This window comes from Synechococcus sp. R65.1, from assembly GCF_047461755.1.
Taxonomy (GTDB): domain Bacteria; phylum Cyanobacteriota; class Cyanobacteriia; order Thermostichales; family Thermostichaceae; genus Thermostichus.
Genome location: NZ_JANSHU010000003.1, coordinates 57,604 through 69,591, shown reverse-complemented (window position 1 = coordinate 69,591; position 11,988 = coordinate 57,604). Strand labels below are relative to the sequence as shown.

The 11,988-nt window shown below is 57.0% G+C and carries 13 protein-coding genes; 3 read left to right on the top strand and 10 right to left on the bottom strand.

Annotated elements, in window-relative coordinates:
• Window positions 1-4 precede the first annotated feature (4 nt).
• The gene (locus tag NW814_RS02685; protein WP_414405112.1) at window positions 5-1,471 is read left to right on the top strand and encodes a hypothetical protein; all 1,467 of its coding nucleotides are present in this window, start codon (window positions 5-7) and stop codon (window positions 1,469-1,471) included.
• On the opposite strand, the gene NW814_RS02680 is transcribed toward NW814_RS02685, so the two are convergent.
• The 7 genes from NW814_RS02680 to NW814_RS02650 form a co-directional block, all read right to left on the bottom strand.
• Complete coding sequence (locus tag NW814_RS02680; RefSeq protein ID WP_414405111.1) at window positions 1,468-2,187, bottom strand: class I SAM-dependent methyltransferase; 720 nt, start codon at window positions 2,185-2,187, stop codon at window positions 1,468-1,470. The genes NW814_RS02685 and NW814_RS02680 overlap by 4 nt on opposite strands.
• 108 nt (window positions 2,188-2,295) lie before the next feature.
• Window positions 2,296-3,027 carry an FAD-dependent thymidylate synthase gene (gene thyX, locus NW814_RS02675; protein ID WP_414405110.1) on the bottom strand — a complete coding sequence of 244 codons (732 nt, stop codon included), beginning with the start codon at window positions 3,025-3,027 and terminating at the stop codon, window positions 2,296-2,298.
• A 31-nt stretch (window positions 3,028-3,058) separates the two neighbouring features.
• Window positions 3,059-3,772: a DUF4397 domain-containing protein gene (locus NW814_RS02670; RefSeq protein ID WP_414405109.1), complete on the bottom strand. Its 714-nt coding sequence runs from the start codon at window positions 3,770-3,772 to the stop codon at window positions 3,059-3,061.
• 176 nt (window positions 3,773-3,948) lie between these two features.
• On the bottom strand, window positions 3,949-5,214 hold the full coding sequence (locus NW814_RS02665) for a bifunctional sterol desaturase/short chain dehydrogenase (RefSeq protein WP_414405108.1): 1,266 nt from the start codon (window positions 5,212-5,214) through the stop codon (window positions 3,949-3,951).
• Window positions 5,215-5,338: 124 nt separating this feature from the next.
• Window positions 5,339-5,899: a DUF192 domain-containing protein gene (locus NW814_RS02660; protein ID WP_414405107.1), complete on the bottom strand. Its 561-nt coding sequence runs from the start codon at window positions 5,897-5,899 to the stop codon at window positions 5,339-5,341.
• Window positions 5,900-6,272: 373 nt separating this feature from the next.
• Window positions 6,273-6,635, bottom strand: coding sequence for an FHA domain-containing protein (locus NW814_RS02655; protein ID WP_414395404.1), 363 nt, complete (start codon window positions 6,633-6,635; stop codon window positions 6,273-6,275).
• An 89-nt stretch (window positions 6,636-6,724) separates the two neighbouring features.
• Window positions 6,725-7,543: an SDR family oxidoreductase gene (locus tag NW814_RS02650; protein WP_414395402.1), complete on the bottom strand. Its 819-nt coding sequence runs from the start codon at window positions 7,541-7,543 to the stop codon at window positions 6,725-6,727.
• Window positions 7,544-7,662: 119 nt separating this feature from the next.
• Between NW814_RS02650 and NW814_RS02645 the strand changes: the two genes are divergently transcribed.
• A complete protein-coding gene (locus tag NW814_RS02645) occupies window positions 7,663-8,154 on the top strand; it encodes a YajQ family cyclic di-GMP-binding protein (protein WP_414395400.1) in 492 nt (163 codons plus the stop codon).
• Between the two features lie 133 nt (window positions 8,155-8,287).
• A complete protein-coding gene (locus tag NW814_RS02640) occupies window positions 8,288-8,968 on the top strand; it encodes a DUF3318 domain-containing protein (RefSeq protein WP_414405106.1) in 681 nt (226 codons plus the stop codon).
• Between the two features lie 33 nt (window positions 8,969-9,001).
• Here the strand turns inward: NW814_RS02640 and NW814_RS02635 are convergent, their stop codons facing one another.
• From NW814_RS02635 to NW814_RS02625, 3 genes are read right to left on the bottom strand one after another with little or no spacing between them, the layout of a single operon-like run.
• Window positions 9,002-10,237, bottom strand: a complete 1,236-nt coding sequence (locus NW814_RS02635) for a BREX system ATP-binding domain-containing protein (protein WP_414405105.1) — start codon at window positions 10,235-10,237, stop codon at window positions 9,002-9,004.
• Window positions 10,234-11,184 carry a hypothetical protein gene (locus tag NW814_RS02630; RefSeq protein WP_414402381.1) on the bottom strand — a complete coding sequence of 317 codons (951 nt, stop codon included), beginning with the start codon at window positions 11,182-11,184 and terminating at the stop codon, window positions 10,234-10,236. The genes NW814_RS02635 and NW814_RS02630 overlap by 4 nt, the downstream gene beginning before the upstream one ends.
• On the bottom strand, window positions 11,181-11,450 hold the full coding sequence (locus tag NW814_RS02625) for a hypothetical protein (RefSeq protein ID WP_238376915.1): 270 nt from the start codon (window positions 11,448-11,450) through the stop codon (window positions 11,181-11,183). The genes NW814_RS02630 and NW814_RS02625 overlap by 4 nt, the downstream gene beginning before the upstream one ends.
• Between the last annotated feature and the right edge of the window lie 538 nt (window positions 11,451-11,988).

The following is an 11,988-nucleotide window of genomic DNA, read 5'->3' as shown; positions in this document are numbered from 1 at the left end:
CCCTATGGCTGAGGCAGTTCCCGTTCGGCGCTACGACCTGTTTGTGCAAGCTTCACGGCTACTGCAGCGCTACCGGCAGTTGACGCCGGAACTGCGTCCAGTAGGGTTGGAGGTAGCTCTGGCCATCCAGTATCACCGCGCTCAGGCCGGATCGGGATCCCTTGTGCCGCCGGTGGGGTCTCCCCATGGCCTGCCCCTGGAGCAGGTGGCCCAGCGCATTTGTGACCCGTTTTACACCAAAACCCACCCTCTCTTACCCACGCTGCCAGAGACAGGGGAGCCCCTGGTGTGGCCGCTGTTTAACCAAGGGGAAAATGGCCTTGTTCGGCCTCTGGCGCCAAGCAAAGTGGGGGGCAAATTGGTCGAACGCCGCTGGCTCAAAGCCTGCAACAGCCAGGAAGGCATTGGCTGTCATGCCCTGGCCGCCCACTTGTGGCAGGACGAGCGTTTTTTAGCAGCAGACCGGGATCTGTGTCCCTTTCGCCTCTACGACGGGCGCTACCCCCTAAGCGTGGACCAAGGGCGGCAAACCTGTGGCTTCGACGACCATCCCTGTGGTTGGCAGCCCGGCCACCCCAAAATGCTGCAGGTGGTGGGCAAGGGCAGACAGGCCGAGATCCTGCTTCCCCACTGGACTGACGCGATGTGGGCCATGCTTATCCCACCCCATCGCCCTCTACCCATCTATCCTCTCCTGGTAATGCTCTACTTTGGCCAGGAGACTCTGCAAAAGGGGCGGGATCGCCTTTCTGTGGAACAGTTTCGTTTAGATTTTCAGTTTAGCCACTCCCAACTCAAGCTGTTGTTTGACACCCACCCGGAACACCCTCTCAACCGCCCTCTGCTTGCCCTGGCTGCGCAGCCGGAGGTGGAGTGGGGAGCCGTCGAGCTGTTGCCCTCTATGCCACCCCTCTTGCACCAACCTGCAGGGGGTAGGGTGGTTTTAGATCCCGACGAGCCGCCCCAGTTTTGCAGCAGTGGTATCCCTTCCTCTGCCGGGACAGACCCGCTGATGGCAGAGCGCCGCCGCCGGCGTCAGTTGGAGCGCAGCGAGCGCCACAACGAAATCTTGCACCAGTTTCGCCGCTGGTTCCGTCTGGCTGGCTTGGAAGTGCGCGAAGACCAGCACACCTTTGACTTCTTAGCGGTTGCAGACGGGCAGCTGCTTTTGGCCGAGGTGAAATTGCTACACCACAAAGATGCAGCAGAGGTCATGCAGGAGGTGGTGGGGCAGTTGCTCTACTACGAGCGCTTTGCCCTCACGCCTTGGCTAGAGCAGGGCTTTTCCGTCCAAAAAGCCGCCGTTTTTGACGGGCCGCCGCCGGATCCTTACATCCGCTTCCTTGAGGACCTGGGCATTGCCACCTACTGGATCAACGAGCAGCAGATGATCGATGGGCCGGAAAGCTCGCTGCGGCTGCTGCGCCAGATGGAAGTGCGGGTACGGCCGGATCCCGAGTTGGGAGACTAGGCCAACGCATCTTTCCTAGGACTAGCTACTGCCAACAGAGACAGGCCAAAGGGCAGAGGGAACTTGGGGATCAAATAGGCTTCTGCAGCAAAGATCTCAGCTAAAAGCCAGTTGACCCAGGGCAAGGGCATCTTCAGATCCTGGCTCTCCCTGAGGCGTAGGCCCTTTTGGGCTAGGCGGATCCCTGCTGCCAATGGAAAGAGAAAGCTGTTGAAAAAGGTAAAGATATAAGTTTCCAAGCCGACGCTTTTAAGTAGGGAGCGAAGTTGTTCCGGCGTGTAGCGTCTCTTGTGGTGATTGAGTTCGTCGTGGGTACTCCACAGCCAGGGGTAGGCCGGTACCGTAATCACCATGTAGCCAGGGGGCTTTAGCCTCTTGGTAAGGGCTTCCAGAGCCGCTTTGTCTTCCTCCAAATGCTCTAGGACATCCAGCAGAGCAATCAAATCAAATTGTTGAGAACCAAAAGGGATCCGATGTGGCAATTCCCCTTCGGCCACAACTCCGATTCCACGGGCCCGGGCAATAGGCAATGCTATCTCGCTTCTTTCCACTGCGAAGACCTGGCCAAATTGAGACAACATTTCCAGGTTGCCACCGCTGCCACAGCCGACTTCCAAAATACAAGCTGCGGGAGGAAGAGGGATCCTTGCAATAACCTGGCGGAGAATGCGGCGACGGCCCAGAAACCACCAATGCCGATCTTCTAGGCTCGCCATTTGTTCATAAGCTTTGGGATCCATAAACCCCTAGCCAAAAGGCGAGGTTAAAGCTCAGGGAATTCTAAGCCTTGACTCTAGGCTTTGTAGGGCGTTCTCATCCAATTTCTAAGGAGATAGCCTAGCCTTGCCCCAGCGGTTTTTGCGGTACCACGCCGCAATGTGCGGGCACCACGCTTCAAAGTGGGGCCAAATCAGGTCGCACAACTCCCGAATTTCGCGCTGCGCATCTGCCTTGGCACGTAGATCCAAAAAATGCATCAAACTACGGCAGTTAAAACTCACCACGAAGTGCTGCCGAATGCCGTAGCCTAAAACGCAGCGAGCATCCTCAGGCGGTACACCGCACTCGGTTACCAAGCGGCGGTAGGCGGCCACTTGGCTGCGGTATTGCTCTAGCACAATGCCCAGCGCTTCTGGGGAGATGGGGCAAACTCCCTCGCGGGTCTTGGCCTGCCCCTCCTTGATGTTGGCGGGGACATAGAACACCTGCTCCAGTTGGTCAGGGCTGGGATCGGATCCCAGTTCCAGAAGCTGCTTCCCAGTGTACCGAAACGACTGCACATCGAACGACACCCCAATACGGTGCGTGCGCGCCTGCTGCACCACTAAGTGCGGAAAATACCCCACAGCAAACGTAATCTGCGGATGCTCCAAAGGCCCATAATGCCCACGGTCACCCTCCAATAGGTGCCGCACCACCGCCTCACCGTAATTGGCCGGGACGCGACTGGCAGCCGTAACGTACTCCGCACTGTAGTCCTGGTGCATCGCCAGCCAGATCACCCGCTCGGGATCTGGGGTTTGGCTGAGCACCTCCACCCGGAATAGGGTATCCACTGTTACTTCCCGAAGTGTAGGAGGAAGACACCTAGAGAAGGCGACGAGCCCGCGTTTCTTCCGCTAGCACCCCACTCAAGCTTGGATTGCTACGCAGCAACCCTGCCACATAAAGGGTATAGACTTTGCCTGCCTCCAATTGCAGGTCAAAGCGTTGCAGGGGGATCCTGGGAGCGACGGTGAACACCTGGACTTGGGTAAAGCCGGGGCGCATCGCCTGAAAGGTAGAAGCCTGCCCAAAGGCCAACTGGGGTATCAGCACTCGTCCCCGCTCCCCTTGCCATTGCAGAGGGGGCGCGTCGGGAGCAGCGTGGACAAACCGCACCAGGGCCTGATCGAACAGGGGGTTAATATTGTCTTCTAGTACCAAGGCCGTCACGCGATTGGGCTCGTCAGCGGCCACCACTGAGAATACTCCCCCACCTCTAAAGTTGGCCACCGTTTTGGCCACCACCTGAGAAGCCGAGGACGTCTCGGGCGTTGCAAGCAACAGGATGTCGTACTCTCCTGTCGGCAGGCGGGTATACTCGCTCACCAAGCCATAGGCTACACTGCGCGCTACCTTGACGCCCCCCACTTCCAAGTCAAGGGGAGGGGTATTGGGGGCCACATGTACCAGGCGCACCTGAACCTCGGCGACCCTTGCAGCGGCTATGGGAATGGCACAGCCGGACAAAAGCCCCGGCATCCAGGCGCCACCCACTAGGCAAAGCACTGCGCGCGCCCACTGTTGCGCAATTTTCATCGCTCACTCCTACTCCTCACACCCAACGTTCATTTGGAGAGCGAGCTGCTGAATTCTCCAAAAGGGCATTTTCGCTCCCCGAAGGGATCCCATCCTGCTGACGCCAAAGAACCTGCTTTTGTCTTACTCCACCTTGGCGCCCAATGCCATAAGCTGGCTAGGACTTGCCCGACTCCCTAGATTGGGATCCCAGCGCTGGGATCGGGGACGGCTAGTGGAGAAGAGCGGCGGCTGAACAAGCGGAAATAGGTGCTGACGGCCAACTCTTTCAGCGGGAAAAGTAGGTAGGTGAGGGGATTGATAGTGACGATGATGTTGCGGCAGTCGCGTTTGGCCTGGGCCAGGATTTGGGCGGCCACCCAATCCCCCGACATAACTCCAATCGGGTTGAGCTGGCTCTTGAAAGGGCCAAGGATAAGCTTGCGCACCACGCAGGGAGCATCGAGACGGCGCAGGGTCACCAGGTCGCCCAGGGCCCGTTTGGAGAGCTCGTAGAGGGGGCTAAAAGCAGGGCTGGCCTCGGCTTCGGAGGTGTTCACCCAGACCTCTTTGGTGGCCATTTCCCGATTGCTGCGCACCGTCTGGAAAAATAGCTCCATCAGGCGCCATGCCGAGAAGGTGTTGACGGCATAGGACTGGCGAACCGATTCGGGATCCCGTTGCCTATGGACGTTTAGGCCGTGGTTGATGACCAGGATATCGACCTCCTCCAGGAGCTCGGCCAGGGATCCCTCCTGCCCCACCTGCCAGCGAACAGTCGGCACCGGCTGGAGTTGTCCGTCCACTTCGATGGAAACCGAATCCGCATGGGAGCTGAGGGCGATGACTTGGGCCCCATGGCGGGAAAAGTGCTTCAAGAGGGCCCGGCCCAGGGTGCCGGAGGCGCCAGTGATGGCCACGCGCTTGCCTTTAAAAGAGAGACTGCTGCCCATGATCCGATCCAGCAAGGTTAGGGTGCCGCAGAAGTAGGCGTTGGTGTCGTCGAAGTGGTGCCGCCAGTGGTAGGCGCGGTTGACATGCCACTGGCTGGGAGGAGTAGGGAAAGGCCCCGGCTGGTGGGTAATATCCGTTTGCAGAGCTAGCCCGCAGCCCCGCAGCAGGCCAGCAGCTAAGAAACTGGCCGAGTAGACCACTCCCACCGCCGCCGCCAGGCCGTACAGCCAGGATCCCTGTCCCAACAGCACCACCCAGGGGATCCCAGCCAGAAGCATCGTCGCCGCTTCCGGGACGTCGTGGTGCCACTGGGATTCCCGGTATAACTTTGGGTCTACCACGCTGAGATCGGGGCGAAACAGGCGGTGGTGCAGGGTGTGTTTGGGCATCAGCCAGGGCCACTGGTGGGCTAGCCAATGGCGCACATCCCGCACAATCTCGGCCCAAAGCACACAAGCCAGGGCCACAGCCCCGACCCCCAGCCACTGGGCTACGCTGCTAACCTCCATAGGGCTTTGCTGGCAGTAGCCGAACCATCCTGAGCTCGCCGTCGCCTCTTTGCATCAGCGACCCCTAGGAAGAATCATCGCAAAGAGGCCATCCCAATTGCAATCAAGACGGCCAACAGGACCCTCAAGGAGCTTTGGGCGAGAGCTCGCGGATCTCAACCGTATCTCCAACTTGCAAGCCCAAGGCCGCTGCCGTCCCGCCACGGAACTCCAGCACGCTGTCCACTAGCTGGCTGGGGGGAGGCCCATAGGTGGGGCAGGGCAGGGCGGGACAGCCGGGCACATTGGCGGCGATGTACACCACCCGGCCTTGGTGGAGAAAGATAATGTCCAGGTTCAGCGGTGTGTTGAACATCCAGAAGGCAACCGGCTGGGGTGGGTCGAAGGGGAACCACATGCCGCGATTGGGCGGCAAATCGGTGCGGAACATCAGGCCCAGCCGCTGTTGCTCAGGGGTGCGAGCCACTTCCAGCTCAAAGCGCCGACCGGCAAGGGTTACTTCTGCTTCCACGGGCAGGTGCTGGGGCTCTCCTTTAGCGGGGGCAGCGTTGGCAACAGCTGCCGTCCCCTGGGCTTCCAAGGATGAGGAGGCACATCCCAGCAGCAGCAGAGCCAGGCCCAAGGCAATCCCGCCCACGGGGACAACCTGGTAGGAGCGCCGACCCCTCTGTGACTGCCAACTCATCCGCTCTGAGAGACCTACGAAACGCTAACAAACACTCCCATGATCCATGACTGGTAGCAGGCTCAACGCCTACCGCGCCGCCAGAGGGATCTCCACAGCCCTCACCTCCCGTCGAGCTGACAGTGGTTGCTCCTTGCCCTGGATAGAGCCCACAGGCTAGAGACGGAGCCAACTTTAGCCCAGGCAAAATGCCTAGAAAAAAGGCACCTGCCAGCTTACTAGCTTAGCTAGTCCACGTCAAGGCAGAAGGTGCGTTGGCGAAATTGCACATTGTGCCACAAGGTAGCGAATTGTCCGGCAACTCCGCACCGCTGTCGCGAACGAGGACTAGAGAAAAACCCTCAAGAAGAAGGCAAACCCAATAAAGGTCAAGCTAGGGGTTCTTGACGATGTAGGTAGCCTTGGCGTCTGGACCAAAGCTGATGACATCCCCCGACTTAAGCTGGTGGGTAGAGACTTTCTGGCCGTTGATCAACAGACCGTTGGTGCTGGGCCGGCCCTCCAGATCCCCGTCCAGTATGCGATAGGAGTATTCTCCCTCCTTTTCAGCAGGGATGCGCAACAGCATGGCATGGTGGCGGGAGGCGTACTGAGAGTTAAGACAGATATCGTTGGCCAGGTCGCGACCGATGAAGTACTTTGCAGCCGTCAGCACCTGCGTGCGGCGTCCATCTCGATCTTCCACGATGAGAAGATGCTGCTGAGCACTTGGAGGGGAAGGCACGGGGTCTACCATAGATCCTCAGGATCCTTCCGCTGCAACTGGCAGGGCCTACCATGCCTACCATAATACCCGCCTCTGAACTGGCGAAGTTGAGCCTAGGATCAGTCGGGCAAACTTTGCAGCAACGGACCAACCCAGCCAGGGAAGAGAGTGTAGGCTGCTACTGCCCACTGGGCCATGCCGACGACCACTTCTGACTTGGAGTGGCAGACAGCCTCCCAGATGGCTGCGGCCACATCTTCCGGCTGGCTAACCCAAAAGCTCTCCAGGGCCTGCTGCATTCGCTGCCGTGCCCTGCTTGGGTGGGTCAAGTTGTCCTCTCCCGGCTCCTCGAGAAAAATGGCCCGCTTGAGAAAGTTGCTGTTGACCAGGCCCGGATGGACACCGATGACCTGGATGCCGTGGGGTTGCAGCTCTAGACGCAGCGCCTCCGTCAGCCCGCTAACTGCATACTTGCTGGCACAATAGGCAGCCATCTGAGGCAGGGGCATTTTGCCACCTATAGAGCCGACGTTGACAATCTGGCCTCTTTTACGCTTCAGCATGTCGGGGAGCACTGCCCGGATGGTGTGCAAATAGCCCCAGAAGTTAACTGCCATCAGCGCCTGCCAGTGTTCCAACGTCGTCTGCAGGAAAGGGCCACTCAGACAGATGCCGGCGTTGTTGATCAGGCAGTCGATGCGACCATAGCGCTCCAGGGTAGCCTCGACCAGCTTTTGCACCTGATCCGGCTGCGTCACATCGGTAGGGACAGCCAATACTTCCGCATTGAGGCTTTGCTCCAGCTCGATAGCTGTTTGCTTCAGAGTTTCGGCCGTGCGGGCAGCCAGCGCCAGGCGGTAGCCACCGCGGGCAAAGGTAAAGGCAGTTGCCCTGCCGATACCCTCGGAAGCGCCTGTAATTAAGACAACGTCGCCCATCCTGCTGCTTTGCTAACTAGAGGAGGAGCGCGAGTCTCCCTTCCTCTGTTGTAGCCTCTCCCGCACCTGCGAAGCCCTTGATAGGCTTAAACTACGGAACGCCAGTGAAGAGGAGGGCTATGGCCTCCACCCACTCGTTTGATATTGTCAGCGACTTCAACCGGCAGGAGTTGGTGAATGCGCTAGACCAAGTTCAGCGGGAGGTTAAGCAGCGCTACGACCTCAAGGATACCCAGACGGAAATTAAGCTGGAGGAGGGATCCCTGACCATCACCACCGCCAGCGAGATGGCTCTCAACTCCATTCGGGATCTTCTCCTAGCCAAAGCAGCTAAGCGGGGCCTCTCCCTGAAGATCTTCGACTTTCAAGCTCCGGAAAGTGCCGCTGGCAACCGGGTGCGTCAGGTAGTTCGCCTCAAAAGAGGCATTGACCCGGCGTTGGCCAAGCAGATTGCCAAGCAAATCCGCGACAACTTCAAGAAGGTGCAGCCTTCGATTCAGGGAGATCTGGTGCGGGTTTTCGGCAAAGACAAAGATGAGCTGCAGGCGGTAATTCAAATGCTCAAGCAGCAGGATTACCCGGTGGCACTGCAGTTTGTCAATTACCGGTAGCAGGGCAACAGTCCCAGTTCGCGTAGCCCCTTGGCTCCGGGCTTTTTGGGAGCTAGCCCCCAGAGAAGACCAGAATCCTTTACCATAGGTAGGTAGTGATCTCCATCTCCAACTGCAGCTCTACCGCGCCGGTATGTACACCATTTCTGAGTTCGATCGCCTGATCCAGTTTCTCCCGGTGGAGATCCGACCTGAGGTGCAGATCGAGATTGGATCCCCTGACCAGTCTCGGGTTGTGCAGCCGCTCTGGCGCTTCCCCTGGCAGAAGTACACCCGCTTTGCCATTGACCTCAGCCGTTGGCAGAAGCTGAGCCCTGATCAACAGAAGATCTACTTTTTGCGGGAAGCCGTGATGGCCACCGAGCTGGCCTTGGGAGACAACTGGTCGGCGCTGTTGCTGTACCCTGCTCTCATTGGAGCGGGCACAATGGGCCTCCTGGTGGAGCTGCAGATGGGGGACAACCTTGGCGTGGCTCTGGCCGCTGGTTTGGCGGCGTCAGCGGTGTTCCTTTTGCGCAAAGCGGAGAAAGGCCAGAAGGCCCAGGTGGCAGCCGACGAGTTTGCCGTGCGCTATGCCTCCCAGAATGGCTACACGTCCGAACAGGCAGCTTCCATTTTGCTAAGTGCGCTGCAGCAGGTGGCTATTCTAGAAGATCGCGTTAAAACTGACTACGACACCACCATGCGCCACCGCAACCTGGAGTTTTTGGCGCAGCGAGGCCTGGGAGCTGGCACCCTGACCATCAACCCCAAGTACCGCAACAAGGGGCAGAGCTCCAGCCCGAATCCTTTCCAAAACCCTTTCCAGCGCTGAGGCCTCTCAAAGCTAGTTAGGGATTGACTGGGCTTATTCTTCGTCCTCTTCCAACTCTGGAAGCTCCTCAGTTGGGGTAGACTTGATCGCCTCATCTTCTACAATCACAATTTCTGTATCGGGGCTGTAATACCGACGCACATCCCACTCCGTAATCCAGCGGCGAATAATTGACCGCACAGTGGTTGTGCTGTAGAGCTCAGGAAGCTGTGGCGGCGATGGGCGTACCCAATCGGGATAAGCTTTCTGGTAGAGATCCGCTACCCTACGCCACATGGATTGAATGGCCTCGCGGGCTTCTAAGCAGGAACGGAGAGGGGTAGCTTGGCTAATAGCCTCCATGCCGGCCTTTACGACTTCCTCAGACATATGCTTCTGGAGAGCTATCTTAGGTGCTTTCTCCCAATCTCCTTTTTCTTGTAGAATGACCCTCTCGAAATCGCGGGTTACTGCTCCTACGAAAACCAGCGGAGCTTTCTTTATTTCTTCAGGCAGGGTTGTTGTACCAAACAAGTGCCCAAGAACGCGGTACGACTTGACCCGCTGAAGAAGACTGTACTGGGCAATAAGCTCAATCTCATCCACCAAAACCACCAAGCCCCCAAACCCTATGGCCCGACATAGCTGGGCACAGAAGGCCAGGCGCTGCCAGTGTAGGCTTTCTGCAGGGGGTAGCTTGCCAATGGGATAAGCACCTGCCAAGCCGTGATCCCGTAGGCTTCGCCTTACCTCTGAGGACTTCAGAGTGGGCTCACCAGCCCAAAAGCGGACAATGGCGTCTAGCTTCTCGTCATCGCCTCCTAACCTTTGGTACAGAGCCAAGGTGGCCGGCCACCAGCCTGACCCAAACTGCCACTGGTTAACCCAAAGCTGGAACTTCTGGAAAGAAGGCGAGGAGTACTGTAGCCGGGCTGCCATGCCTTGGATCCCACGCTCAACCATGTCAGGGAGCTCGACCTGGGCAAGGAGGCGGGGAATCAGGCGATTGGGGTTACCGAGGGGCAACTCTTTGGAGACGACAACTAGGGAGGTGGCAAAGTTATTCTTCCTTGCTCGCTCCTGCAGGGTTAGTAGAAGATGGGACTTGCCTGTCCCAAAATCCCCCTTTATCAGCATTCCTGCAGGGCCTGAACTAGCACCCTTGCACAGCTCTTGAAAACGCTCCTCAATCTGATACTGCCAAGAGCCAAGTTCTGCAACTGCGAACCGGTTAGGAACGCCATTTCGTAGGGCTTCAATGGCCCGCCTAGCTGCAATCGCTACATTCATAGAAGCTGCACCATAGCTGTGCATGGATTAGGCTTTTGAAGAGAAGAAACCTCATTCTCAATTCGAGTTTGCAAAGCTCGATATCTATGATAAGACAGACGCTCAGATTCAATAAACTCTGGAGGAGCTAAGAAAATTAACACAGTTTTTTCTAGTTCACTCTCCGCATCGATAAACTCACGCAAAGTCTCGTAGAGCTCAAGGATTTGTCGACTGGTAAAGTTAGGGCGTCCACTGGGGGTCCGCTCGTAGTAGTGAAGCAAGCTGACAAGGACTGCTACTAAGCCGGATCGTCGTGTAAATAGTCTTAAGAAAGAAAGTAGAATCTCTCGAGCATTTGTCCTGTCAATCTTTCGAAAAATAGCCGCTTCACGCACCCGGCTGATAGAGCTCAGCGTACCTTTAAGCCACTCTTGAATTGCAGAGCATAGACCTTCCAGAGTGCCTGGGCTTTGAAGGGGTTCGTAGACAAGTCGGACTATGGCTTTGCGAAAGTCAAGGGCTAGTGAGTAATCCAGAAAAATACCTCTCTTAATTTCCCGCTGAAACTCTAGTTTGATCTCACGGGCTTCAATCTGATAGAATTCGGCCAACTGCTCTAAAGTGCAGTCCTGCAGATCTAGCCTGGGAGGGTATCCAATTTTTTGGAGAATGTTGAAGCGCAGATCTTTGGCAAAAGTCTCCCAATCTACTCTCTGAGCAAGGGCAAACCAAAGCTGTTCGACTGAATGCAGCTTTAAGCACTCCTCTGTCAAATCAAAAATATGAAAGGAATACTGGTTAAGCTTTTCCAGCAGCGCTTTCCGCACCCAAGAGTAGGAATCTTTCGGAACAACGGCCAGCTTGACAGTGGCACCACCTTCAGGGATAAAAGAACGCAAGTAGTCTTCTTCCAGACAGCGCAGCCACAAATTAGGCTCTAGCCGACCCTGGCCCTCTTCGCTCATAGCTTCTCAAACTCCAAAAGATAGTAGGCGTGCTCCACCCCAGCTTCGTCTCGAATGCGGTAGTAGCGACCCGAGCGCGTGCCTGTAGACGCGGAGAAGATCAAGCGGTAGCCCTCCACATGGTTGGTGCCATTTCGATCCAAGAGGTAAAGATGCCGCGTAAACTCCACTTCGGTGTAGTCTGGGTTGTTGAGGTGGAGCACCTCGAAGACATCGCGAGCAGGTACTTGAAGAGAACGAGGCAGCTCTGCGCTTGACTTTCTCAAGTAACCCGCTGCAATTTTTGCCGCTTTCCAGATGCGTTCAAGAACTACCTCTGGATTAGTTTCTTTCCCTTTGGTCATTCTTGCTCGGAGAATCTTCTCTGCAATGGCACTGGGCCGTTGAGAGCGTAGAAGCTTGCGATCTATGCGCACTCCCTCCCTGGAAAAGCGCACTAAGGCGGGGAAAGCTACAAAGACATGGGGGCTTTCCGTAGGCAGCCAAGGCTGGCCGACTCGTTCTCCTACCTCGCTAGCAAGTTCTTCAAGAGAAGTTCTCTCCAAAACCTGCTGGGTTTGTTCAAGGGCTTGTCTTACCGTCTCCACCTGGGAAAGAGCCTCGCTGAGGACAGAGCTACAGCCTTGTAGCTGGCGGCTCAGGGCTGGAACTTGCCCTCCTTTACAAGCGACTTGGGCTTTCCCTGCGGTCTCCTTTGCTTTCTTAGTCAGGGCAAATAGCTTGCCTAGCTCGTCGTCAAGAGTCTTGAAGAGGGCTTCAATCATTAGTTTTTGGGCCTTTTCTTCAGAAAACTAGCATCACCAA

Excerpts from the sequence above, each read along its gene's own strand:
- NW814_RS02685 (WP_414405112.1), top strand. The coding sequence starts at position 5 with ATGGCTGAGGCAGTTCCCGTTCGGCGCTACGACCTGTTTGTGCAAGCT.
- NW814_RS02670 (WP_414405109.1), bottom strand. The coding sequence starts at position 3,772 with ATGAAAATTGCGCAACAGTGGGCGCGCGCAGTGCTTTGCCTAGTGGGT.
- NW814_RS02640 (WP_414405106.1), top strand. The coding sequence starts at position 8,288 with ATGTACACCATTTCTGAGTTCGATCGCCTGATCCAGTTTCTCCCGGTG.
- NW814_RS02630 (WP_414402381.1), bottom strand. The coding sequence starts at position 11,184 with ATGAGCGAAGAGGGCCAGGGTCGGCTAGAGCCTAATTTGTGGCTGCGC.
- NW814_RS02650 (WP_414395402.1), bottom strand. The coding sequence starts at position 7,543 with ATGGGCGACGTTGTCTTAATTACAGGCGCTTCCGAGGGTATCGGCAGG.
- NW814_RS02645 (WP_414395400.1), top strand. The coding sequence starts at position 7,663 with ATGGCCTCCACCCACTCGTTTGATATTGTCAGCGACTTCAACCGGCAG.
- NW814_RS02680 (WP_414405111.1), bottom strand. The coding sequence starts at position 2,187 with ATGGCGAGCCTAGAAGATCGGCATTGGTGGTTTCTGGGCCGTCGCCGC.
- NW814_RS02660 (WP_414405107.1), bottom strand. The coding sequence starts at position 5,899 with ATGAGTTGGCAGTCACAGAGGGGTCGGCGCTCCTACCAGGTTGTCCCC.
- NW814_RS02665 (WP_414405108.1), bottom strand. The coding sequence starts at position 5,214 with ATGGAGGTTAGCAGCGTAGCCCAGTGGCTGGGGGTCGGGGCTGTGGCC.
- NW814_RS02635 (WP_414405105.1), bottom strand. The coding sequence starts at position 10,237 with ATGAATGTAGCGATTGCAGCTAGGCGGGCCATTGAAGCCCTACGAAAT.
- NW814_RS02655 (WP_414395404.1), bottom strand. The coding sequence starts at position 6,635 with ATGGTAGACCCCGTGCCTTCCCCTCCAAGTGCTCAGCAGCATCTTCTC.